Source organism: Kitasatospora sp. NPDC054939 (assembly GCF_053610105.1).
This window is the reverse complement of sequence record NZ_JBSGXP010000152.1, coordinates 1-20924: the sequence shown is the minus strand read 5'-3', so window position 1 is coordinate 20924 and position 20924 is coordinate 1. Positions and strand designations below refer to the sequence as shown.

The 20924-nt window shown below is 74.8% G+C and carries 18 protein-coding genes; 13 read left to right on the top strand and 5 right to left on the bottom strand.

The genetic code is table 11. The annotated features are described in order from the left end of the window. Nucleotides 1-41: 41 nt before the first annotated feature. Complete coding sequence (locus ACWGB8_RS31535; RefSeq protein ID WP_452217034.1) at nucleotides 42-1676, bottom strand: SpoIIE family protein phosphatase; 1635 nt, start codon at nucleotides 1674-1676, stop codon at nucleotides 42-44. 224 nt (nucleotides 1677-1900) lie between these two features. On the opposite strand from ACWGB8_RS31535, the gene ACWGB8_RS31530 reads away from it, so the two are divergent. Then, complete coding sequence (locus ACWGB8_RS31530; protein ID WP_452217033.1) at nucleotides 1901-2500, top strand: O-acetyl-ADP-ribose deacetylase; 600 nt, start codon at nucleotides 1901-1903, stop codon at nucleotides 2498-2500. A 304-nt stretch (nucleotides 2501-2804) separates the two neighbouring features. Here ACWGB8_RS31530 and ACWGB8_RS31525 read toward each other — a convergent pair whose 3' ends face one another. After that, the gene (locus ACWGB8_RS31525) at nucleotides 2805-3647 is read right to left on the bottom strand and encodes a class I SAM-dependent methyltransferase (protein ID WP_452217032.1); all 843 of its coding nucleotides are present in this window, start codon (nucleotides 3645-3647) and stop codon (nucleotides 2805-2807) included. Nucleotides 3648-4047: 400 nt separating this feature from the next. On the opposite strand from ACWGB8_RS31525, the gene mshA reads away from it, so the two are divergent. Continuing rightward, nucleotides 4048-5430 carry a D-inositol-3-phosphate glycosyltransferase gene (gene mshA, locus ACWGB8_RS31520; protein WP_452217035.1) on the top strand — a complete coding sequence of 461 codons (1383 nt, stop codon included), beginning with the start codon at nucleotides 4048-4050 and terminating at the stop codon, nucleotides 5428-5430. 142 nt (nucleotides 5431-5572) lie between these two features. Then, entirely contained in the window at nucleotides 5573-6088 is a 516-nt protein-coding gene (locus ACWGB8_RS31515; RefSeq protein WP_452217031.1) for a YbjN domain-containing protein, read from the top strand. Between the two features lie 21 nt (nucleotides 6089-6109). Here ACWGB8_RS31515 and ACWGB8_RS31510 read toward each other — a convergent pair whose 3' ends face one another. Next, nucleotides 6110-7441: an MDR family MFS transporter gene (locus tag ACWGB8_RS31510; protein ID WP_452217030.1), complete on the bottom strand. Its 1332-nt coding sequence runs from the start codon at nucleotides 7439-7441 to the stop codon at nucleotides 6110-6112. Nucleotides 7442-7590: 149 nt separating this feature from the next. Between ACWGB8_RS31510 and ACWGB8_RS31505 the strand changes: the two genes are divergently transcribed. Continuing rightward, complete coding sequence (locus ACWGB8_RS31505) at nucleotides 7591-8349, top strand: phosphoglyceromutase (RefSeq protein WP_452217029.1); 759 nt, start codon at nucleotides 7591-7593, stop codon at nucleotides 8347-8349. Between the two features lie 319 nt (nucleotides 8350-8668). Beyond that, a complete protein-coding gene (locus ACWGB8_RS31500; protein ID WP_452217028.1) occupies nucleotides 8669-9256 on the top strand; it encodes a lytic polysaccharide monooxygenase auxiliary activity family 9 protein in 588 nt (195 codons plus the stop codon). A 555-nt stretch (nucleotides 9257-9811) separates the two neighbouring features. Here the strand turns inward: ACWGB8_RS31500 and phoU are convergent. Continuing rightward, on the bottom strand, nucleotides 9812-10492 hold the full coding sequence (phoU, locus tag ACWGB8_RS31495; RefSeq protein WP_452217027.1) for a phosphate signaling complex protein PhoU: 681 nt from the start codon (nucleotides 10490-10492) through the stop codon (nucleotides 9812-9814). Nucleotides 10493-10799: 307 nt separating this feature from the next. Between phoU and ACWGB8_RS31490 the strand changes: the two genes are divergently transcribed. Then, a complete protein-coding gene (locus ACWGB8_RS31490) occupies nucleotides 10800-12185 on the top strand; it encodes a sensor histidine kinase (RefSeq protein WP_452217026.1) in 1386 nt (461 codons plus the stop codon). Beyond that, the gene (locus ACWGB8_RS31485) at nucleotides 12182-12877 is read left to right on the top strand and encodes a response regulator (protein WP_452217025.1); all 696 of its coding nucleotides are present in this window, start codon (nucleotides 12182-12184) and stop codon (nucleotides 12875-12877) included. The genes ACWGB8_RS31490 and ACWGB8_RS31485 overlap by 4 nt, the downstream gene beginning before the upstream one ends. A 106-nt stretch (nucleotides 12878-12983) precedes the next feature. Here ACWGB8_RS31485 and ACWGB8_RS31480 read toward each other — a convergent pair whose 3' ends face one another. Next, nucleotides 12984-13715: a DUF461 domain-containing protein gene (locus tag ACWGB8_RS31480; protein WP_452217024.1), complete on the bottom strand. Its 732-nt coding sequence runs from the start codon at nucleotides 13713-13715 to the stop codon at nucleotides 12984-12986. Nucleotides 13716-14180: 465 nt separating this feature from the next. Here ACWGB8_RS31480 and ACWGB8_RS31475 point away from each other — a divergent pair, with 465 nt between their 5' ends. From ACWGB8_RS31475 to ACWGB8_RS31450, 6 genes are all read left to right on the top strand, one after another. Then, complete coding sequence (locus tag ACWGB8_RS31475; RefSeq protein ID WP_030244332.1) at nucleotides 14181-14663, top strand: CarD family transcriptional regulator; 483 nt, start codon at nucleotides 14181-14183, stop codon at nucleotides 14661-14663. A gap of 296 nt (nucleotides 14664-14959) precedes the next feature. Beyond that, entirely contained in the window at nucleotides 14960-15685 is a 726-nt protein-coding gene (ispD, locus tag ACWGB8_RS31470) for a 2-C-methyl-D-erythritol 4-phosphate cytidylyltransferase (RefSeq protein ID WP_452217023.1), read from the top strand. After that, nucleotides 15675-16175: a 2-C-methyl-D-erythritol 2,4-cyclodiphosphate synthase gene (ispF, locus tag ACWGB8_RS31465; protein ID WP_452217022.1), complete on the top strand. Its 501-nt coding sequence runs from the start codon at nucleotides 15675-15677 to the stop codon at nucleotides 16173-16175. Before ispD ends, ispF begins: the two co-directional genes overlap by 11 nt. A gap of 235 nt (nucleotides 16176-16410) precedes the next feature. Beyond that, nucleotides 16411-17805 carry a cysteine--tRNA ligase gene (gene cysS / locus ACWGB8_RS31460; protein ID WP_452217021.1) on the top strand — a complete coding sequence of 465 codons (1395 nt, stop codon included), beginning with the start codon at nucleotides 16411-16413 and terminating at the stop codon, nucleotides 17803-17805. An 83-nt stretch (nucleotides 17806-17888) separates the two neighbouring features. Beyond that, nucleotides 17889-18881 (top strand): 23S rRNA (guanosine(2251)-2'-O)-methyltransferase RlmB, encoded by a 993-nt coding sequence (rlmB, locus tag ACWGB8_RS31455; RefSeq protein ID WP_452217020.1) that lies wholly within the window; start codon nucleotides 17889-17891, stop codon nucleotides 18879-18881. A 227-nt stretch (nucleotides 18882-19108) separates the two neighbouring features. Continuing rightward, complete coding sequence (locus tag ACWGB8_RS31450; protein ID WP_452217019.1) at nucleotides 19109-20827, top strand: DoxX family membrane protein; 1719 nt, start codon at nucleotides 19109-19111, stop codon at nucleotides 20825-20827. The last annotated feature ends 97 nt before the right edge of the window (nucleotides 20828-20924 follow it).

Genomic DNA, 20924 nt, shown 5'->3' with positions numbered 1-20924 from the left:
CGCCGGCCCCCCGAGGGCCGGCGCATCGGCGCGTCCCGCGCTCAGCCCAGGATCAGCTGGACGGGATTGCGCTCCAGCAGCAGCACCGCGACATCGTCGGTGAGTGCGCCGCCGTTCAGCTCCTCGACCTCGGCGATGGCGCTGTCCACCAGCCGGCCGCGGGTGAGGCCGGCGGCCTGGTGGTCGCCGATCAGTTCGACCAGGCCGTCCTGGCCGAGGCGGCGGGAGCCGGCGCCGACCCGGCCCTCGACGAGGCCGTCGGTGTAGAGCATCAGCCGCCAGCCGGGCCGCAGTTCGATCCGCTGGGCGGGCCAGGCGGCCCCGGGGTCGTCGCAGGGGAGCAGCCCGAGCGCCGGGCCCGCCAGGTCGGCGGGGAGCACGACCGGGCGCCGGCCGCTGCCGAGCAGCAGGGGGGCGGGGTGGCCGGCGAGGTGGAGCCGGGCGTACTCGACGCCGTCGTCGCGGACGTCCGCCCGGTCGGCGCCGTCCCTGTCGGCGGCATCGCCGCCGGTGCCGCTCGCGGGGGCGCCGGTTGCGACCACGGCCGGGCCGATGACCAGCATGCAGAGGGTGGCGAAGATCTCGTCGCTGCGCCGCTCGTGCTCCAGGACGTGCTGGAGGGTGGTCAGGAGGGCCTGGCCGGTGAGGCCGGCGAAGACCAGGGTGCGCCACGCTATCCGGAGCGCCACGCCCAGGGCGGCCTCGTCCGGGCCGTGGCCGCAGACGTCGCCGATCACCACGTGGACGGTGCCGTCGTCGGTGCGGACGGCGTCGTAGAAGTCCCCGCCGAGCAGGGCGCGCCGCCGGCCGGGCCGGTAGCGGCGGGTGAAGGAGAGGCCGGCGCCGTCGAGCAGCGGGGTCGGCAGCAGATGGCGCTGCAGGCGGGCGTTCTCCTGGCCGCGCAGCTCGGCCTCGACCAGGCGGCGCTGGGACTCGTCGGCCCGCTTGCGCTCGACGGCGTACCGCAGGGCGCGGGCCAGCAGCGGGCCGTCCGTCTCGTTCTTGATCAGGAAGTCCTGGGCGCCCGCGGCGACGGCGGCGGCGCCCAGTTCGGCCCCGGCGACGTCGGTGAGCACGACGACGGCGGTGTGCGGGGCACGCCGGAGGAGTTCGTGCAGACCCTCCAGCCCGTCCGAGGCGTCGGAGGGGTGCGGCAGGTCGGCGGGGGCGGCCAGGTCGAGCAGCACGCAGCTGAAGTCGGTGCCGCGCGGGCGCAGCCGCCGCTGCCCGGGGGGAGTCGGGGCGAGCAGTTCGGTGGCCTGCTCCAGGCCGCGGGCCCAGTGGATCTCGATCGAGGCGCCGCTGCCGGCCACCGCCGCCTTGATCAGCTGGGCGTCGGAGGCGTCGTCCTCGATGACGAGCAGCTTCAGCGGGGCGGGGGAGGGGCCGGCGGTGGTCCGGGCCTGTCCGTCGCCGCCGCTCTCGGCCGGGTCGGTACCGGGGAGCGTCGGGGCGACCGGCCCCCGGTGGGGGTCGGCGGGGCCGCGGGCGGCGGTCCGGCCCGACCGCGGGTGGGCGTCCGAGCGGGGATGGGGTATCGGGGGCGCGGCGGCGACCAGTCCGGTCGACTGCTCGGCCGCCCCGGACCGGCTCCGGGCATGGTCGACGAGGGCGCCGACCTCGGCGCCCGGCAGGTCCGCGGCACCTGGTGCCCGCCCGTCTCCCGTTGCGGGCATCGGATGGTCCTCCCTTTCCCCGACTGCGTAACGGTCGGAGCCCGTTCGCAGTGCCCGCCTGGCACCGCGTATCGGGGAACGTCTCGCGACCATAACGTGATCACCGGGGATTTCTCTGTCCGACCGGCACCGTTGTGGCTATTGCCACGCCGGTGGCGGCGTAGTGGATGAAGTACGTACGGCGTGTGTGGCCCGTGCGGACGGGCCGGACAAGGAGGCTGATCATGGTGACGCGGATCACCCTGGTCGAGGGTGACATCACGGAACAGCAGGTGGACGCGGTGGTGAACGCCGCCAACTCCTCGCTGCTGGGTGGCGGCGGGGTGGACGGCGCGATCCACCGCAGGGGCGGGCCGGAGATCCTCGCCGAGTGCCGCAGGCTGAGGGCCTCGCACTACGGCAAGGGGCTGCCGACCGGTCGGGCGGTGGCGACGACGGCCGGACGGCTGCCGGCCCGGTGGGTGGTGCACACCGTGGGGCCGGTCCATCTGGAGAGCGAGTACGACAAGAGGGCGCAGCTGCTGGCCTCCTGCTACCGCGAGTCGCTCCGGGTGGCGGCGGAGCTCGGCGCGAGGACGGTGGCCTTCCCCGCGGTGTCGGCCGGGGTGTACGGGTGGCCGCTGGACGATGCGGCCAGGATCGGGCTCGGTACCGTGGCGCGGGCGGTGCGGGGCGGGGGTGCGGGATCGGACGTGGCGGCGGGGCCGGGGTCGGAGGCCGGGCCTGAGCCGGGCCTGGAGCTGGACGAGGTGCGGTTCGTGCTGTTCGGGCCGGAGGCGTACGAGGCGTTCGAACGTGCGCTCGGGGAGCTGGGACTGGACTGAGGGCCGGGAGGCGGGAGCGCGGGTGAGCAGGGGTGGGGGCAGTGTGCGGCGAGTGGTCCGAGCGGCTGTGGTGGCGCCGATCGGATGCCCCCATCGTGGCGTGACGAGGCGTCAACACGCCAGAGGTATTCGATAACTCGTTCGAGTGAATCGCGGCAGCGCCCCGCTCGACGTGCAGGTTCGGACCCCGCGACGTCGGGTTCGGCCCGGCCCGGAGCGCGGTCCGGCCCGCGCTTCTCCGGGCCTGCAGCGCCTCCGGTCCGGCCGCGCTCCTCGGGTCCCGTACTCCGCGGGGCCCGGCGGCCTACGGGGCGAGCGCCGTCCACGGCACGGTGGCCTCGCCCTGCCGCCACCGCCCCCGGGCGTCCACCAGCGGCCAGCTGCCCGCCAGCGCCCTGCACGCCGCCACCCACCGCTGCCGGGCGCCGAACGCCCCGTACGGTGCCGCCGCCGCCCAGGCCCGGTCGAAGTCGGCGAGGAAGGCGTGCACTGGCCGGCCGGGCACGTTGTGGTGGATCAGGGCCTTCGGCAGTCGTTCCGCCAGGTCGGACGGCCGGTCGAGTCCGCCGAGCCGGGCCGCGAAGGTCACCGTCCGCGGCCCCTCCGGGCCGATCGCGACCCAGACGTGCCGCCGACCGATCTCGTCGCAGGTGCCCTCGACCAGCAGTCCGTCCGGCGCGAGCCGTCCGCGGAGCCGATCCCAGACCGCGCCGACCGCCGCCTCGTCGTACTGCCGCAGCACGTTGGCGGCCCGGATCAGCTGGGCCGGAGCCCCGCCGTCGAGCGGGACCTCGAAGCCGCCGCGGCGGAAGGTGAGCAGCGGCGGCTCGGCGTACGGGAGGGCCGCGGCGACCCGCTCCGGTTCGATCTCGATCCCCACCACCCGCACGTCCGCCCGCACCGTGCGCAGCCGGCCGGCGAGCTCGACGGCCGTCCACGGTGCGGCCCCGTAGCCGAGGTCGACGGCGACCGGCGGCCGTGCGGCCGAGCGCAGCGCGGACCCCAGTGTGTGGGCGATCCAGCGGTCCATCCGGCGGAGCCGGTTGGTGTTGGTGGTGCCCCGGGTGACGGTGCCGACCGGCCGGTCGGCGGCGCGGTTCGAACGGCCGCGGGCAGGCGGAGCGGCGGGGTCGAAGGTGGCGGCCATGACCGGAAGCGTACGCGGCGGCCCGCCCCGCCGGGGCGCCGCCCGCCGCCCCTCCCGGGCGCTCCCCGCCCGCGCCGGGCCCGCCTGCCGTACCGCTCCCTACCGGTGCCCGGACCCGCCTGCCGCACTGCTCCCGGCCGCCCCGCGTACCGTCCCGGGCCTCCCGCGCCCCCTGCGCGCTCCTCCCGAGCGCCGGGCGTGCGCCATCTCATGCCCCGGGACGGGAATGCCGGTCGACGGCGACGTGGTTGGCAGACTGTTGGTGGCGAGGGACCGGACGGGGCGGCCGTCGGCGCACTGCAGCGACAGTGCGGCGGAGGCCGGTGGAGGCCCTCGCAACCACAGGCAAGCAGGCCCGCACCGGCCAGAACCGGCAGCACAGAGGAGGCTCCAGCAGGTGATCCAGCACCCCGTCCGTTCGGTACGCCGTGCCCAGCCGCTCGCGTCCAACCGCGGCAGACTCCAGGCGCTCGTCTCGGGCCGGGGCCGCCGCCCCCGCCGGATCGCCATGCTCAGCGTGCACACCTCGCCACTGCACCAGCCCGGCACCGGCGACGCCGGGGGCATGAACGTCTACATCGTCGAGCTGGCCAAGCGGCTCGCCGAGCTGAACATCGAGGTCGAGGTCTTCACCCGGGCGATCTGCTCGGACGACGCCCCGACGGTCGAGCTGGCCCCCGGGGTCCTGGTGCGGCACGTCACGGCCGGCCCGTTCGAGGGCCTGGTCAAGGAGGACCTCCCGGCCCAGCTCTGCGCCTTCACCCACGCCGTGCTGCGCACCGAGGCCGGGCACCGCCCCGGCCACTACGACCTGGTGCACTCGCACTACTGGCTCTCCGGCCAGGTCGGCTGGCTGGCCGCCCAGCGCTGGGGCGTGCCGCTGGTCCACACCATGCACACCATGGCGAAGGTCAAGAACGCCGCGCTGGCCGAGGGTGACACCCCGGAGCCGGCCGCCCGCGTCATCGGCGAGACCCAGGTGGTGGAGGCCGCGGACCGGCTGATCGCCAACACCACCGAGGAGGCGGCCGAGCTGGCCCAGTACTACGCCGCGCGCCCGGACCAGCTCGCCGTGGTGCACCCTGGGGTCAACCTCGACGTCTTCCGCCCGACCGACGCCGGGGGCCGGGCGTCCGCCCGCGCCCGGCTCGGCCTGCCGCGGGACGCCGCGGTGCTGCTCTTCGCCGGTCGAATACAGCCGCTCAAGGCCCCGGACGTGCTGCTGCGGGCGGTTGCGGTGCTGCTGGAGCGCCGGCCGGAGCTGCGCGAGCGGCTGGTCGTCCCGGTGGTCGGCGGCCCCTCCGGCACCGGGCTCGCCAAGCCCGAGAGCCTGCACAAGCTGGCGGCCCAGCTGGGCATCGGCGACGTGGTCCGCTTCCACCCCCCGGTCGGCCAGGCGCAGCTCGCGGACTGGTACCGCGCGGCGACGGCCCTGGTGATGCCCTCGCACAGCGAGTCCTTCGGGCTGGTCGCCCTGGAGGCGCAGGCCTGCGGCACCCCGGTGGTGGCGGCTGCGGTCGGCGGGCTGCCGGTCGCCGTCCGCCACGGTGAGACAGGCACCCTGGTCCACGGCCACGACCCGGCCGCCTGGGCGGACGCGCTGCAGCCGTACGCGGACCCGCAGGCCGATCCCGCCCGGATCGCCCGGCAGGGTGCGGCGGCGGCCCGGCACGCGGCCGGCTTCGGGTGGGACACCGCCGCGGCGGCCACCGCGGAGGTGTACGCGGGCACCCTGACCCGGGCGGGCGGCCGACTGGCCGGCTCCCGGCTGCGGCTGGCCTGACCGGCGCCGCCGCGCCCTTCCACGCCCGCCGCGTCCTTCCATGCCCGCCGCGCCCGTAGCGCCCCCGCCGCGCCCGACCCGCGGCCGGGCCGACCGGCGGCGACTGCTGCGCCGGGCGGTACCCCCGAGTAACGTCACCCTCATGGCAACCCGCACCAAGGACGAGGCCCTCTCCCTCCTGCGCACGGCCCTGGACGCCTCCGGGGTCGGCTGGGAGCCGGCCGCCACCGATCCGTACACGCTGGTCGCGACGCTCCCCGGCACCCGGAAGCTGAGCACCACCTGCGCCCTGCGGGTCGGTGACCACACCCTGTCGGTGAACGCCTTCGTGATCCGCCGCCCGGACGAGAACCACGAGGCCGTCTACCGCTGGCTGCTGGAGCGCAACACCCGGCTGTACGGCGTCGCCTACGCGATCGACGCGCTCGGCGACGTCTACCTGGCGGGCCGGCTGCCGCTGGAGGCGCTCACCCCGGACGCCGTGGACCGGCTGCTCGGGGCGGTGCTCGACAACGCGGACGAGCCGTTCAACACCCTGCTGGAGCTCGGCTTCGCCTCGGCGATCCGGCGGGAGTGGGAGTGGCGGACCAAGCGTGGCGAGTCCACCCGCAACCTGGCCGCCTTCGCCCACCTGGCCGGACCGGCCGGGGAGTCGTAGGTCCCCGTCGTGGGCCCCGGGTCAGGAGACCTCGGCGGCCTTCGCCAGACCCGCCCCCTCGCCGGGCGGGGCGGACACGACCGGCGCCGGACGCTCCGTCCGGCGCCCCAGCACCAGGTACCCGAGCGCCGCGGCCGTTCCGCAGAGCGCGCACGCACCCCAGACCGCCCCGCTGCCCGCGCGCTCCAGCAGCAGCCCGCCCGCGGCCGGTCCGATGACCGAGGCCAGCGACCAGGCGAGGCTGAAGACGCCCTGGTAGCGGCCCCGGGCGTGGGTCGGCGACAGCTCGGCGACCATGCCCATCGTGGTCGGCGCGTTCAGGATCTCGCCGACCGTCCAGATCACCACGGTCAGCGCGTACAGCCAGGCGGACGATCCGGCGAACGCGGTCAGCCCGAAGCCCCAGCCCATCAGCAGGGCGCTGGCGACCAGCAGCGCCGAGCGGCTGCGGTGCTCCATCCAGCGGGTGAGCGGGATCTGCAGCACCACGATCAGCAGGCCGTTGATGCCGATCAGCACCCCGTACTGGGTGGAGGTGATGCCGTGTCGGCCCATGTCGACGGCCAGCGTGGTGCTGCCCTGTTGGGCGACCAGGGCGAGCAGCAGGGTCACCAGCACCAGGGTCATGAAGCGGGTGTCCCGGAAGACCGCGGCCAGGCCGGTGCCCGTCCCCGCGGTGCGGGCGGTGGCGGCCGGGGCGTCCGGCTTGGTCTCGGGGATCCGGATGAAGAGGGTCACCGCGCAGACCAGCGTGGTGAGCGCGTCCAGCAGGAACAGCGGCAGGTAGCCGTGGACGGCGACCACACCGGCCAGGGCCGCGGAGACGCCGAACCCGATGTTGATCGCCCAGTAGTTCAGCGCGTAGGCGCGGACCCGGTCGGCCTCGGGCACGATGTCCGCGATGATCGCCGAGGTGGCGGGGCGGCTGGCGTTGCCGAAGAAGCCCACCAGGAAGGCGACCACCGCGATGGCGACCGGGCCGTCGGTGAAGCCCAGCACCGCGGTGAACACGGCGGTGCCCAGCTGGGCGGTCACCAGGGTCGGCCGGCGCCCGATCCGGTCGCTCATCACCCCCGCGACGATCGCCGCGATCGAGGAGCCGAGGCCGTAGAGGGCGGCGACCAGGCCCGCGTAGGACGGCGAGTAGCCCCGGTCGGTGGTGAGGTACAGCGCCAGGAACGTGACCACGAAGGCGCCCAGCCGGTTGACCAGGGTCGCGGTCCAGAGCCACCAGAACTGCCCCGGCAGCCCGCCCATCGTCTCCCGGAGGGTCCGGCGCAGCCGGTCGGACGGGCCGGTACCGGGTGCGGCGGGTTCGGCGGCCGCGGCGGGCTCGGAGGGCTCGGAGGGCATGTGGGGGCTCCCGTGGGCAGCAGTGGTCCGCTGAGCGGTGCAGGTGGATCCGCCCAGCACATCGGTAAGAGTCGCAAGTGCGGAGCACACATTACCCATCGGGCCGGGCCCCCACCAGGGCTTTTACCGGCTCCATTAAGCTGGGGCCCATGGCTGACACGACGTACCGACTCATCCTGCTCCGCCACGGCGAGAGCCAGTGGAACCAGAAGAACCTGTTCACCGGTTGGGTCGACGTCGACCTCAACGAGAAGGGTGAGAAGGAGGCCGCCCGCGGCGGCGAGCTCCTCTCCTCCGAGGGCCTGCTCCCCGATGTGGTCCACACCTCGCTGCTGCGCCGCGCGATCCGCACCTCGCAGATCGCCCTGGACAAGGCCGACCGCCACTGGATCCCGGTCAGCCGCAGCTGGCGCCTGAACGAGCGCCACTACGGCGCCCTCCAGGGCAAGGACAAGGCCCAGACCCTGGCCGAGTTCGGCGAGGAGCAGTTCCAGCTGTGGCGCCGCTCGTACGACACCCCGCCGCCGGTGCTCGCGGACGACAACGAGTACTCGCAGGCCGGTGACGCCCGCTACGCCGACATCCCGAGCGAGCTGCGCCCGCGCACCGAGTGCCTCAAGGACGTCGTCGAGCGGATGCTCCCGTACTGGTACGACGCGATCGTCCCGGACCTCGCCGCCGGCAAGACCGTCCTGGTCACCGCCCACGGCAACAGCCTGCGCGCGCTGGTCAAGCACCTCGACGGCATCTCCGACGAGGACATCGCCGGCCTGAACATCCCCACCGGCATCCCGCTGGTCTACACCCTCGACGCCGACTTCAAGCCGGTCGTCAAGGGCGGCCGCTACCTCGACGCCGACGCCGCCGCCGCCGCCATCGAGGCCGTGAAGAACCAGGGCAAGAAGTAGGCCCCGCGGCCCCGCGCGAGCGCGGGGCGGACGCGCGGCCCGCGGACGCCGAGGCCCCGCACTTCCGGACCGCCGGGAGCGCGGGGCCTCCGCCGTTCCCGGGGGAGGGCCCCCGGTCGGCGCCCCGGTCGCCAACTCGCCGTTACCGCAAGCTGGTTGGCCGAAGCCAAAGTGGTTCAGACCATTGACGCGCGCGGGTGCGGCTCCTACCGTGTGAGCACTGACCTGGCGCAGGCATGCCAAGATCCTCGGCCGCCGCACCCCCACGCGTGCGCGTCCTGCGCCCGGCGCACTCCATCCACCCCCACGGAGGAGCACCATGCGCAAACGCCATGTCGTCGGCGCGGTCCTGGCCGCAGCCGCCGTCCCCCTCACGCTGGCCCTGCCGGCGCAGTCGCACGGCTACATCAGCACGCCGCCCAGCCGGGCCGGGCTCTGCGCGGCCAACGTCGTCAAGAACTGCGGGGACATCCGCTGGGAGCCGCAGAGCGTCGAAGGGCCCAAGGGCTTCCCCACCCGCGGACCGGCCGACGGCACCATCTGCGCCGGCGGCAACACCCGCTTCGCCCAGCTGGACGACCCGCGCAACGGCGCCTGGCCGGCCACCAAGCTGACCGCCGGGCAGCAGCAGACCTTCACCTGGAAGTTCACCGCGCGGCACGCCACGACGAACTTCACGTACTACCTGACCAAGCCGGGCTACAGCGCCACCCAGAAGGTCACCCGCGCCAACCTGGAGCTGACGCCCTTCCTGACCGTGCCGTACGGGGGCGCCCAGCCGCCGAGCACGCTGAGCCACAACGCGACCGTCCCGGGCGGCCGCAGCGGGCACCACGTGGTCGTCGCGGTCTGGGAGATCGCGGACACCGCGAACGCCTTCTACTCCTGCATCGACGTGCAGTTCTGACCCACGCGGCCGGTTCCGACCCACAGGACCCACGCGGCCGGCTCCGACCCACGCGGCGCCGGACCGGTCCGAACCGGCGGCGGGCCCGGGGTGCACGACCGTCTCCCACGGCGGCCGTGCACCACGGAGTCCGTCGGTAGGCGTCGGCCGCCGGCGACCGGCCGCCGAGGGGTGCCGCAGCTACCGGGGTCAGTGCCCGCCGCAGCAGCCGCCGCTCGCCCCGCCGCACTGGCAGGGCGCGCCGGACTGGCAGCCGCATCCGCAGCCCGGACCGCAGCCGCAGCCGGCGGCGAGCACCGGAAGCAGCTTCGGAGCGGGCGCCTCGACGGTGTCGTGGGCCGGTGCCGGTCGGGTCGGGGTTGCCTTCATCGCGCTGGACCCTCCTTCTGACGGGCACGCCTCGGTGCCCACGGCTTCGAGTGAAGCGGCCGATCGGAGGGAGCGTCAACGGGCGCGCAGTGGTGGGACGCCCGACGGGTCGTGCGCCCCCACCACTCCTGCCGGAGGTTTGCTCACCCGCGGGGGTGAGGGCCGGCAGCGGTCCGGCGGGGCGGGTCAGTGCTCCCCGGCGGGCTCCGCGGTCGCCTTGAAGTCCGCGACGTGCTCACCGGTCACCAGGTAGACGACCCGCTTGGCGACCGAGACCGCGTGGTCGGCGAACCGCTCGTAGTAGCGGCCGACCAGGGTGACGTCCACGCCCGTCTCGATGCCGTGCTGCCAGCGTTCGTCGATCAGGTGGGCGAAGAGCTCGCGGTGCAGCGCGTCGATCCGGTCGTCGTCCTGCTCCAGCTCCAGGGCCTTGTCGACGTCCTTGGTGGCGATGACCAGCCCGGCCTTGGCCACCAGGCGCTGGGCGAGCTGGCCCATCTCCAGGACGGTCGCGTGCAGGTCGCCGGGGACGGCCGACTCGGGGTAGCGCAGCCGTGCCACCTTGGCCACGTGCCGGGCCAGGTCGCCGCAGCGCTCCAGGTCCGCGCTCATCCGCAGCGAGGTGACCACGATGCGCAGGTCGGTGGCGACCGGCTGCTGGCGGGCCAGCAGGTCGATGGCCCGGTTCTCCAGGTCGTGGTGCAGCTGGTTGATCCTCGCGTCGGCGGCGATCACCTTCTCCGCCAGTTCCAGGTCCGCGTCGAGCAGCGCCGTGGTGGCCCGGCCCAGGGCGGAGCCCACCAGGCGGGTCATCTCGACCAGGCTGTCCCCGATCGAGTCGAGTTCCTCGTGGTACGCGTCGCGCATGCTCTCTCCTCAGTAGCTGTGTCGGTGGCGGTGCCGACCGGTCGTCCCGTACGACCGTCGGTTCGGCGTCCGGGCGACCGCTGCTGGTGGCGCGAATCGTACGCGCGCACCCCAGGCCGCGGACGTCCGTTCGGCCCGCGGACCGGCCCCACACGGGCTGCACGGACAACCTTGGGCCGTCCGGGCGACCACGTACGACCCGTGCGGTGAATCGGCGACCACGTGAAGGTGAATTCTCGGCAACGTGCGGTCGATCCCTTGATCGGACCCTTGGGGAGCGCCCGCCGCGTGCGCTTAGGCTGACGGTATGGACGTGAACGTGGCCGCCGCCGCTGCCTGCGCCATAGCCGGGCTCGGCGTCGGCCTCACGGCCTCGATCGCCTTCCGCTGGAGTGAGCGGGAGCAGGCCCGGGGCAAGTACAGCGGTACGGGCGGCAAGGGCGGTGGACGGCACCACGGGCCGGCCGCCGCGCAGGAACCCCCGCTCCCCCCGGGCGTGGACACCGTGCTCTCGGTGCTGCGCTCGTGCGCGATCGTGCTCGGCGACGGCGACGAGGTGGTCAAGGCCAGCTCGGCGGCGTACGCGATGGGCCTGGTGCGGGGCGGGGCGATGGCCGTCGACCCGATGCTGGCGCTGGCCCGCGCGACCCGCCGGGACGGCGAGATCCGCCAGGTGGAGCTGGAGGTGCCGCGCCCGGGTGCGGCGCGCGCCGCCGAACCGCTGGCGGTCTCGGTGCGGGTGGCCCCGCTGGGCTCCCGGCTGGTGCTGGTCCTGGTCGAGGACCAGACCGAGCGCCGCCGGGTCGAGGCGGTCCGCCGGGACTTCGTCGCCAACGTCAGCCACGAGCTCAAGACCCCGGTCGGGGCGCTGTCGCTGCTCTCCGAGGCGGTCGCCGACGCGGCCGACGACCCGGAGGCCGTCCAGCGCTTCGCCGGCCGGATGCAGATCGAGGCGACCCGGCTGGCCAGCCTGGTCCAGGAGATCATCGACCTGTCCCGGGTCCAGGACGACCGGCTGATGGTCGACCCGGAGCCGGTCGCGGTGGACGAGCTGATCGCCGAGGCGATCGACCGCTGCCGCCAGCAGGCCGCCGCCAAGCAGATCCACATCGCGGCGGGCGGCATCGCCGGCCTCTACCTCCACGGCAACCGCAGCCAGCTCGCCGCCGCCCTCGGCAACCTGGTCGAGAACGCGGTGAACTACAGTCCGCCCCGCACCCGGGTCGCGATCGCCACCCGTCGGATCTCCAGCGCCGCGGCGCTCGGCGAGGCGGACGGCGAGCTGATCGAGATCTCGGTGACCGACCAGGGCATAGGCATCTCCGAGAAGGACCGCGAGCGGGTCTTCGAACGCTTCTACCGGGTGGACCCGGCCCGCTCCCGGGCGACCGGCGGCACCGGCCTCGGCCTCTCCATCGTCAAGCACGTGGCCGCCTCGCACGGCGGCACCGTCTCGGTGTGGAGCGTCGAGGGCCAGGGCTCCACCTTCACGCTGCGGCTGCCCGCAGGCCAGGCCCCCGCCGAGGCCCGGCGCGCGACGGACGCAGCCGCCCGCGACACCCGTACGCTCGGCCGGGCCACCGCGGAGCACGCCTCCGCCGACGGCCGCGCCGACCGGGTGCTCCCCGCCGGGGAGCCGCACGAACCCCTGTCAGACCCAACCCCCAAGCTTGCCCCGGAGGCCCGATCGTGACCCGTGTACTGGTGGTCGAGGACGAGGAGTCGTTCAGCGACGCCCTCTCGTACATGCTCCGCAAGGAGGGCTTCGAGGTCGCCATCGCGGCCACCGGCCCGGACGCGCTGGAGCAGTTCGAACGCAACGGCGCCGACCTCGTCCTGCTCGACCTGATGCTGCCGGGCCTGCCCGGCACCGAGGTCTGCCGCCAGCTCCGGGTGCGCTCCAACGTCCCGGTGATCATGGTCACCGCGAAGGACAGCGAGATCGACAAGGTGGTCGGTCTGGAGATAGGCGCGGACGACTACGTCACCAAGCCGTACTCCACCCGCGAGCTGGTCGCCCGGATCCGCGCGGTGCTGCGCCGGCGCGGCGAGGACGGCGGCAACGGCGGCGACGGCGGCGGCCCGGGCGCCCTGGAGGCGGGCCCGGTCCGGATGGACGTCGACCGGCACGTGGTCACGGTGGACGGCGCCAAGGTGGACCTCCCGCTCAAGGAGTTCGACCTGCTGGAGATGCTGCTGCGCAACGCGGGCCGGGTGCTCACCCGGATGCAGCTGATCGACCGGGTCTGGGGCGCGGACTACGTCGGCGACACCAAGACCCTGGACGTCCACGTGAAGCGCCTGCGGGCCAAGATCGAGCCGGACCCGGGCGCGCCGCGCTACCTGGTGACGGTCCGCGGCCTCGGCTACAAGTTCGAGCCGTAGAGCGGCCCCGCCCGTCCGGGCGGCGGAACGAACGCGGGGAGCCCCCGCCGGCAGCTGCCGGCGGGGGCTCCCCGTCGCTCGTCGCGGACCGGGCCGCGGTGGGCCGTCAGTGGCCCGAGCCGCCCGCGGCCGCAGTGCTGGCCGCGCCGCTCGGCTTGGCGGTCGAGCTCGGGGCGGCACCCGGGGTCGCGGTGCCGGTGGCACCGGCCGCGGGGGTGGTCGCACCGGCGGCCGGGGTGGTGGCGCCCGCGGCCGGCGTGGTCGCGCCGGTGGTCGGGGTGGCCGTGCCGTGGCCGGCGGCCGGGGAGGCGGCGGCGGCCTCGGCGGCGACCGGGCCGTAGCCCGCGTACAGGCCCTTGTTCGGGCTGACCGCGGCCTGCGCCTCGACCTTGCCGTTCTTGAAGGCGAAGGCGGTCGGCACGTAGCCGCCCACCTGGACGCTGGCGGAGGGCACCAGGGCGGTGGCGTTGCCCGCACCGCCGATGGCGACCGAGCCGCCCGGCGGGACGACGATGCTGGCGACCGCCGCGCCCTTGTTGTCGGTGAAGGCGGCGGTGGAGCCGGTGCCCACGGTGATGGACTGCAGCTCGACCGGCTCGGCGCCGCTGTTCGCGATGTTGACCACCACGGACGCCGGGCCGGTGTGCTCGCCCGCCGAGTCCTTGCCGGTCACGACGACGATGTTGTTCAGGAGGACGGTGGGGCTGAGCGTCGCCGAGACGTTGTCCGGCTTGATCTGCAGCGTCTCCGGGGTGTTCCCTGCCGCGCACGAGGACAGCGGGGCGATGGCGAGGGCGGCAAGGGCGGCGATGCTGCCGCGTCGAAGGCTGCGGCTCACGGCGGCGGCTTCTCCTAGGTCACGTGTCGGACGGTCAGGTCTCAGATTATCGACCACGCTTATGCGCACCTCACGGGGAGGTCCCGTGTCGCGCCCGGATCACGCGGGCGGGGCCCCGGGGGCCCGCCCGCGGGGCGCTCCGTCCGGCCGAAGGGCGCACGCGAACCAGCCCGGTCGGCGGACGGGGCGACCCGCCCGGGCCCGACCAAGATCGGATAACGATCGGGAAACGGCCCGATAAACGGTGAAAGCTCAAGATCCAATCACGGTTTCGGGAGTGTTGCCGCAGGTTTCGGCGGGCGCCGGAACCGCCTCCGACCTGCGGGAAGCCCCCCTCGAACACCGGTCGCAGCACGTCATGGGGGTCCTTGTCAAGCCCCGAGACCGGCCCTGACCTGCGGAAACACCCTTCGGGTGCGCCGAAAAGCGTGTTATTCTGGAAAGCCACGGAAGGGGTCCTGTCACATGACGTTCAAGGTTGGCGACACGGTGGTCTACCCCCATCACGGGGCCGCGCTGATCGAGGCCATCGAAATTCGCCAGATCAAAGGTGTGGACAAGACCTACCTGGTGCTCAAGGTGCAGCAGGGAGACCTGACGCTCCGCGTGCCCGCCGAGAACGCGGAGTTCGTCGGCGTGCGCGATGTGGTCGGCCAGGAGGGTCTGGACCGGGTCTTCGAGGTGCTGCGCGCACCGTACACCGAAGAACCGACCAACTGGTCCCGTCGCTACAAGGCGAACCTGGAGAAGCTCGCCTCGGGTGACGTTATCAAGGTCGCCGAGGTTGTGCGCGACCTTTGGCGTCGCGAGCGCGAGCGCGGTCTGTCGGCCGGCGAGAAGCGCATGCTCGCCAAGGCGCGCCAGATCCTGGTCAGCGAGCTCGCGCTGGCCGAGAACACCAACGAGGACAAGGCGGAGACGCTGCTCGACGAGGTGCTCGCCTCGTAGTGCAGGGCTGCCGCCCACAGGCTTTCAGCGCCCGATGCCCGGCGCGCCGCTCCCAGGTCGTACGGCCTGGAGTGGTGCAGTGGCACCTCGGGCGCTGAGGCGTGTCCGGACGGCCGTCCCGGGGCCACGCGCCGAGGTCGTGCGGCTGCCCGGAGGCAGCTGAAGGAGCGTTTCTGCCGGGCGCGGTGGACCGTGTGTCTTCGGAAGGGGTCCGTGCGCCCGTCGTGCACGCCAAGGCCATACCCACTTCGCCGAAGGAGTGAAACCTGAACACCGCAGGAGCAGTCGCAGCAGCAGTGGTGCCCGCCGCGGGACGCGGCGAGCGGTTGGGGCCCGGTGCCCCGAAGGCCCTGCGGGAACTGGGCGGGGTGCCCCTCCTGGTGCACGCCGTCCGGGCGCTCGCGCGCAGCCGGGCGATCGGCCTGGTCGTCGTCGCGGCGCCGGCCGACGGCGTGCCCGAGGTGGCCGCGCTGCTCGACAGCCACGGCCTGGACGGCAAGGACATCCGGGTGGTGGCCGGCGGCGCGACCCGGCAGGAGTCGGTGCGCCTCGGGCTGGCCGCCATCCCCGACGAGGTGGGCGTCGTCCTGGTGCACGACGCGGCCCGGCCGCTGGTCCCGGTCGAGGTGGTGGACGCGGTGGCGTCGGCCGTCCGCGCCGGGGCCGAGGCCGTGGTGCCCGCCGTCCCGCTCGCCGACACCGTCAAGCGGGTCGAGCCGCGCTCGGGCGGCCCCGAGCCGGTCCTCGACACGCCCGACCGGTCGACGCTGCGCGCGGTGCAGACCCCGCAGGGCTTCCGCCGCGAGGTGCTGGCCGAGGTGCACGCCAAGGCGCTGGCCGAGGAGGAGTCCGGCGTGGCCGGGTTGCCGCCGGTCACCGACGACGCCGGCCTGGTGGAGCGCTTCGGCGGCACCGTGGTCGTGGTGCCCGGCCACGAGGAGGCGTTCAAGGTGACCCGTCCGCTGGACCTCGTGCTCGCCGAGGCCGTACTCGCCCGCCGGAGGGCTTCCGATGGCTTCTGACCCGCACGCCCCGATCGTCCCCCGGGTCGGCATCGGCACCGACGTGCACGCCTTCGAGGAAGGCCGCCCGCTCCGGGTGGCCGGGCTGGAATGGCCCGACGCCGGGGCCGGGCTCGCCGGGCACTCGGACGCCGACGTGGCCGCGCACGCCGCCTGCGACGCGCTGTTCTCGGCCGCCGGGATCGGCGACCTGGGCGCCCACTTCGGCACCGACCGGCCCGAGTGGTCCGGCGCGTCCGGGGTGAGGCTGCTCGCCGAGGCGGCCCGGCTGGTCCGCGCGGCCGGCTTCGAGATCGGCAACGTCGCCGTCCAGGTGATCGGCGTCCGCCCCAAGATCGGCAAGCGCCGGGACGAGGCCCAGGCCGCGCTGTCGGAGGCGGTCGGCGCCCCGGTGTCGGTCTCCGGCACCACCACCGACGGCCTCGGGCTGACCGGCCGGGCCGAGGGACTGGCCGCGATCGCCACCGCCCTGGTGTACGAGCGCCGCTGAGCGGATCCGGGTGCCGCCGGGCCCGGCCGGGAGGGCCGTCCGCGGGTCCGGGGGACACCCGGGCGCCCGCCCGGTGACGGTCGCTCAGCACCCGGCGGCGGACGCCCGGCGGGGCCCCGGCCGGGCCCGCGGAACCCGCCGGTCCGGCGCGGCGGGTGTACGCAACGGCGCTGCGGAGGTATTGACATTCCGGAATGTCGCTGGGCACCCCCCGCCGCCCACTACGCTTGACGCTGTGAGCATTCGCCTGTACGACACCAGCACCCGCCAGGTACGCGACTTCGTCCCGCTTGTACCGGGTTGTGTCTCGATCTACCTGTGTGGCGCTACCGTCCAGGCGCCGCCGCACATCGGGCACATCCGGTCGGGCCTGAACTTCGACATCCTGCAGCGGTGGTTCGCCCACCGCGGCTACCGGGTGACCTTCGCCCGGAACGTCACCGACATCGACGACAAGGTCATCGCCAAGGAGCGCCAGCTCGGCACGCCCTGGTGGCAGATCGCGTACGCGAACGAGCGGGCCTTCAGCGACGGCTACGCGGCGCTCGGCTGCCTGCCGCCCACCGTCGAGCCGCGCGCGACCGGGCACATCCCCGAGATGATCGAGATGATGCAGGGGCTCATCGCCAAGGGGCACGCCTACGCCGCCGACGGCAACGTCTACTTCGACGTGCGCTCCTTCCCCGAGTACCTGGCGCTCTCCAACCAGAAGCTGGAGAACCTCCGCCAGCCCGAGGGCGAGGGCGAGACCGGCAAGCGCGACCCGCGCGACTTCGCCATGTGGAAGTCCGCCAAGCCCGGCGAGCCGAGCTGGAGCACGCCGTGGGGCCAGGGCCGTCCGGGCTGGCACCTGGAGTGCTCGGCGATGGCCCACAAGTACCTGGGCCCGGCCTTCGACATCCACGGCGGCGGGCTCGACCTGATCTTCCCGCACCACGAGAACGAGATCGCCCAGTCCAAGGCGTACGGCGACGACTTCGCCAGCTTCTGGGTGCACAACGCCTGGGTCACCATGAGCGGCGAGAAGATGAGCAAGTCGCTCGGCAACTCGGTGCTGGTCTCCGAGATGGTCGAGCGCTGGCGTCCGATCGTGCTCCGCTACTACCTGGCGGCCCCGCACTACCGCTCGATGATCGAGTACAGCGAGGAGTCGCTGCGCGAGGCCGAGGCCGGCTTCGGCCGGATCGAGGGCTTCATCCAGCGCGTGGTCGAGCGCTGCGGCACGGTCGAGCCCGCCCCCGAGGTGCCGCCGGCCTTCGCCGAGGCGATGGACGACGACCTGGGCGTCCCGCAGGCGCTCGCCGTCGTGCACACCGCCGTCCGCCAGGGCAACAGCGCCCTCACGGCGGACGACAAGGAGAACGCGGTGGCGCGACTCGCCGAGGTCCGTGCGATGCTCGGAGTGCTGGGCCTCGACCCGCTCGACCCGCACTGGGCCGGGGCGGAGCGCGGCGAGGACCTGCACGGCGTGGTCGACTCGCTGGTCCGCCTGGTCCTGGACCAGCGGCAGGCGGCCCGGGCCCGCAAGGACTTCGCCACCGCGGACGCCATCCGCGACCAGCTCGGCCTGGCCGGGCTGGCGATCGAGGACACCCCGTCCGGCCCGCGCTGGACGATCACCAACCAGTAGCCCGCACTCGACGGGTGAGGGTGGGCCGCACCGCAGGACGGTGCGGCCCGTCCGCATGACGCGAACAGACAGGAAGTACAGCCATGGCCGGCAACAGTGCACGCAGGAACCGCCGCAACCCCGGGTCGAAGAAGGGCGCGAGTGTCGGTACCGGCGGCCACAGCCGGAAGGCGCTCCAGGGCAAGGGCCCGACCCCGCCCGGCGAGGCCCGCAAGGGTCACCCCAAGCAGCGCGCGGCCAACGCCGCAGTCAAGCGTGAGCGGGACGCCAAGGCCCGGGCCGGCATGCGCCGGGCCGGCGGCGGCGGTCGCGGCGGCCGCGGCGGCGCGGGTGCCGCCGAGCTGGTCTTCGGCCGCAACTCGGTCGTCGAGGCGCTGCAGGGCGACGTGCCGGCCACCGCGCTGTACGTGATGCAGTTCATCGACACCGACGACCGGGTGCGCGACTCCTTCCAGGCCGCCAACGACCGCGGCATCCCGCTGATGGAGGCCCCGCGCGCGCAGCTGGACCAGATGACCGGCGGGATGAACCACCAGGGCCTGGTGCTGCAGGTCCCGCCGTACGAGTACGCGCACCCCGAGGACCTGCTGGAGGAGGCCGCCGACTCCGGCCGGGACGCGCTGATCGTGGCCCTCGACGGCGTCACCGACTCGCGCAACCTGGGCGCCGTGGTCCGCTCCGCCGCCGCCTTCGGCGCGAACGGCGTGGTCATCCCCGAGCGCCGCGCGGCCGGCATGACCGCCGGTGCCTGGAAGACCTCCTCCGGCGCCGCCGCCCGGCTGCCCGTCGCCCGTGCCACCAACCTGACCCGGGCGCTGGAGGCGTACCAGAAGGCCGGCCTGACGGTGGTCGGCCTGGCCGCCGACGGCGAGGCCGAGATCGGCGACCTGGAGGCGCTGACCGGCCCGGTCGTCATCGTGGCCGGCAGCGAGGGCAAGGGCCTCTCCCGCCTGGTGTCGGAGACCTGCGACCTGCTGGTGCGGATCCCGATGTCGGGCCTCACCGAGTCCCTGAACGCCGGTGTCGCGGCGGGCGTCGTGCTGTACGAGGCCGCCCGCCTTCGCGCCCGGAAGTAGCCCCGCGGCGCGTTCCCCGTCCGACCCGCGCGAGGGCGTGCCGGACGGGACACGCCCTAACGGTTCCGACCCCGCGCCGGGGCCGGAACTCCGGGTTTCCACCGGATTCTGCGGCAAAGCGATCGGGCCCGACCGGGCCCGATCGCTTTTCTCATGATCATTTCAAGGGGGCGCCGAGAATCCACCCGGGAGAGTGTCCTAACCGGGTGTCACCCGGTTAGACGGGTGTGGACACCAGAACACCTCGGCGCCCCCTGCTGGGCGGCAGCACCGGGATAGACGCGGGCCCCGGCCTCGACACGGTCAAGGTGCCGTCCGACCCCGCGCGCCTCAGCAGTACGCAGGCGAGCTTCCGGCTCCGGCTGGCCGCCCCCGTGGCCCCGCTGATCGAGGCGCCCGCCGCGGTCCTGTCGTCCGGTGCCGCGTTCGGCGACCCGTACGCGGGGCAGGGACTGATCCGCCGTCCGCTGGTCACCCCGCAGGTCATCGTGCCCGCCTCCGCCGTACCCGCGCTCGCCGGTGCGGGCGCGGCCGGGACGGGCGGCACCGGCGCTCCGCGCCGCAAGGGCCGGGTCACCGCCGTCACCTGGACCGGCCAGGCCGCCCCCGGCGACCTGGCGGCCACCCGGCTGCTCGACGCCGTCCGGCTCACCGGGGCGCCCACCCCGGTCGGCGCCGGGGTCGGCGGCCGGGCGGGCACCCCGCGCGCCGGTGGCAGGCTCCCCGACGAGGACACCCAGGTGCTCCCCCCGTACGCGGGCTCCCGGACGGTGCCGCGCCAGCCCCGCGAGGGCGCCGGCACCGCCACCGAGGCCGGCGTCGGCCCGGTCGGCGTCCCCCAGGGCTGGACACCCGCCGGCGAACTGCCGGAGGTGTCCGCCACGGCGGGCGACTCCCGGCACGCCTGGTACCCCGGCCGCCGGGTCGACCTCGGGCTGGTACTGCTGCCGCTGCGGATCGTCCTCGGCTCGCTCTCCGTCTACGCCGGATTCAGCAAGCTCTGCGACCCGGTGTACTTCGACGGCGGCGAACGCGGCTCGATGATGCGCTGGCTCTCCTCGCTCCACCCGTGGAAGGTCGCGGAGCCGCTGCTGGACTTCGCCATGGCGCACCCGGTCGGCTCCGGGCTCGCGGTCGCCTTCACCGAGATCGTCGTCGGCGTGCTCAGCATCCTCGGCCTCTGGCAGCGGCTCGCCGCCGGCATGGCGATGGTCCTGTCGGCCGCGCTGCTGTTCACCGTCAGCTGGCGGGCCGTGCCGGTGTACGACACCCCCGACCTGATCTTCCTGGCGGCCTGGAGCCCGCTGCTGATCGCCGGGGCGCCGTTCGGCTCCCTGGACGGGCGGCTCAACCTGGAGGCCTGGCGACGGCACGGCTCGGGCGCCCCGAAGGCGCTGCGCCGCCGGGTGCTGCGCCGGGGCGCGGTCGTCACCTCGGTGGTCGTCGGGCTCACCCTGCTGCTCGGCTCACTGCTCGGAGCGGCCGTCCGCACCGGCGGCAGCCCGCAGCCGGCCCCCACCCGGCCGTCCACCGACTACGGCACCCCCGTCTGGCCGGGCGCCGGGCCGTCCGGCACCCCCGAGCGCAGCGCCCCGGCCACGCCGTCGCCCACCCCCTCGCGCCCGGCCTCGCCCGCGCCGAGCGGTTCGGCGAGCGGACAGCCCTCCGCGCCCGCCTCGCCGAAGCCGGCCTCCCCGACCCCGAGCGGCAAGGCCCGCTCGGCCAAGCCGGAGAGCGGCGGCAGCCAGGCGCCCGCGACGGGCTCCGGCCCGGCCGGCGGCTCCACGCCCGCCCCGCGCACCACCGCCCCGGGCACCGCGCCGGCGCCCCGGTCGAGCCCGAGCAGCGGCTCCGGGGTGCTCGGCGGGCTGCTCGGCTCCGGTCCGCTCGGCGGGCTGGCCGGCGGCACCGGGCAGCCCCGGCCGGGGGCGGGCACGGCGACCTGACGGCGCCGGGCACGCGTACGGCGGAGCGGCCGACCGGGAGGGTTCCGGTGGGGCCCGGCCCCCGGGCGGGGGTACGCCCGGTGGGGGGTACGCCCGG

Bases quoted from the DNA above. Each gene is read 5' to 3' on its own strand.
- ACWGB8_RS31535 (WP_452217034.1), bottom strand. From the start codon at position 1,676: ATGCCCGCAACGGGAGACGGGCGGGCACCAGGTGCCGCGGACCTGCCG.
- ACWGB8_RS31530 (WP_452217033.1), top strand. From the start codon at position 1,901: ATGGTGACGCGGATCACCCTGGTCGAGGGTGACATCACGGAACAGCAG.
- ACWGB8_RS31525 (WP_452217032.1), bottom strand. From the start codon at position 3,647: ATGGCCGCCACCTTCGACCCCGCCGCTCCGCCTGCCCGCGGCCGTTCG.
- ACWGB8_RS31515 (WP_452217031.1), top strand. From the start codon at position 5,573: ATGGCAACCCGCACCAAGGACGAGGCCCTCTCCCTCCTGCGCACGGCC.
- ACWGB8_RS31510 (WP_452217030.1), bottom strand. From the start codon at position 7,441: ATGCCCTCCGAGCCCTCCGAGCCCGCCGCGGCCGCCGAACCCGCCGCA.
- ACWGB8_RS31505 (WP_452217029.1), top strand. From the start codon at position 7,591: ATGGCTGACACGACGTACCGACTCATCCTGCTCCGCCACGGCGAGAGC.
- ACWGB8_RS31500 (WP_452217028.1), top strand. From the start codon at position 8,669: ATGCGCAAACGCCATGTCGTCGGCGCGGTCCTGGCCGCAGCCGCCGTC.
- phoU (WP_452217027.1), bottom strand. From the start codon at position 10,492: ATGCGCGACGCGTACCACGAGGAACTCGACTCGATCGGGGACAGCCTG.
- ACWGB8_RS31490 (WP_452217026.1), top strand. From the start codon at position 10,800: ATGGACGTGAACGTGGCCGCCGCCGCTGCCTGCGCCATAGCCGGGCTC.
- ACWGB8_RS31475 (WP_030244332.1), top strand. From the start codon at position 14,181: ATGACGTTCAAGGTTGGCGACACGGTGGTCTACCCCCATCACGGGGCC.
- ispF (WP_452217022.1), top strand. From the start codon at position 15,675: ATGGCTTCTGACCCGCACGCCCCGATCGTCCCCCGGGTCGGCATCGGC.
- rlmB (WP_452217020.1), top strand. From the start codon at position 17,889: ATGGCCGGCAACAGTGCACGCAGGAACCGCCGCAACCCCGGGTCGAAG.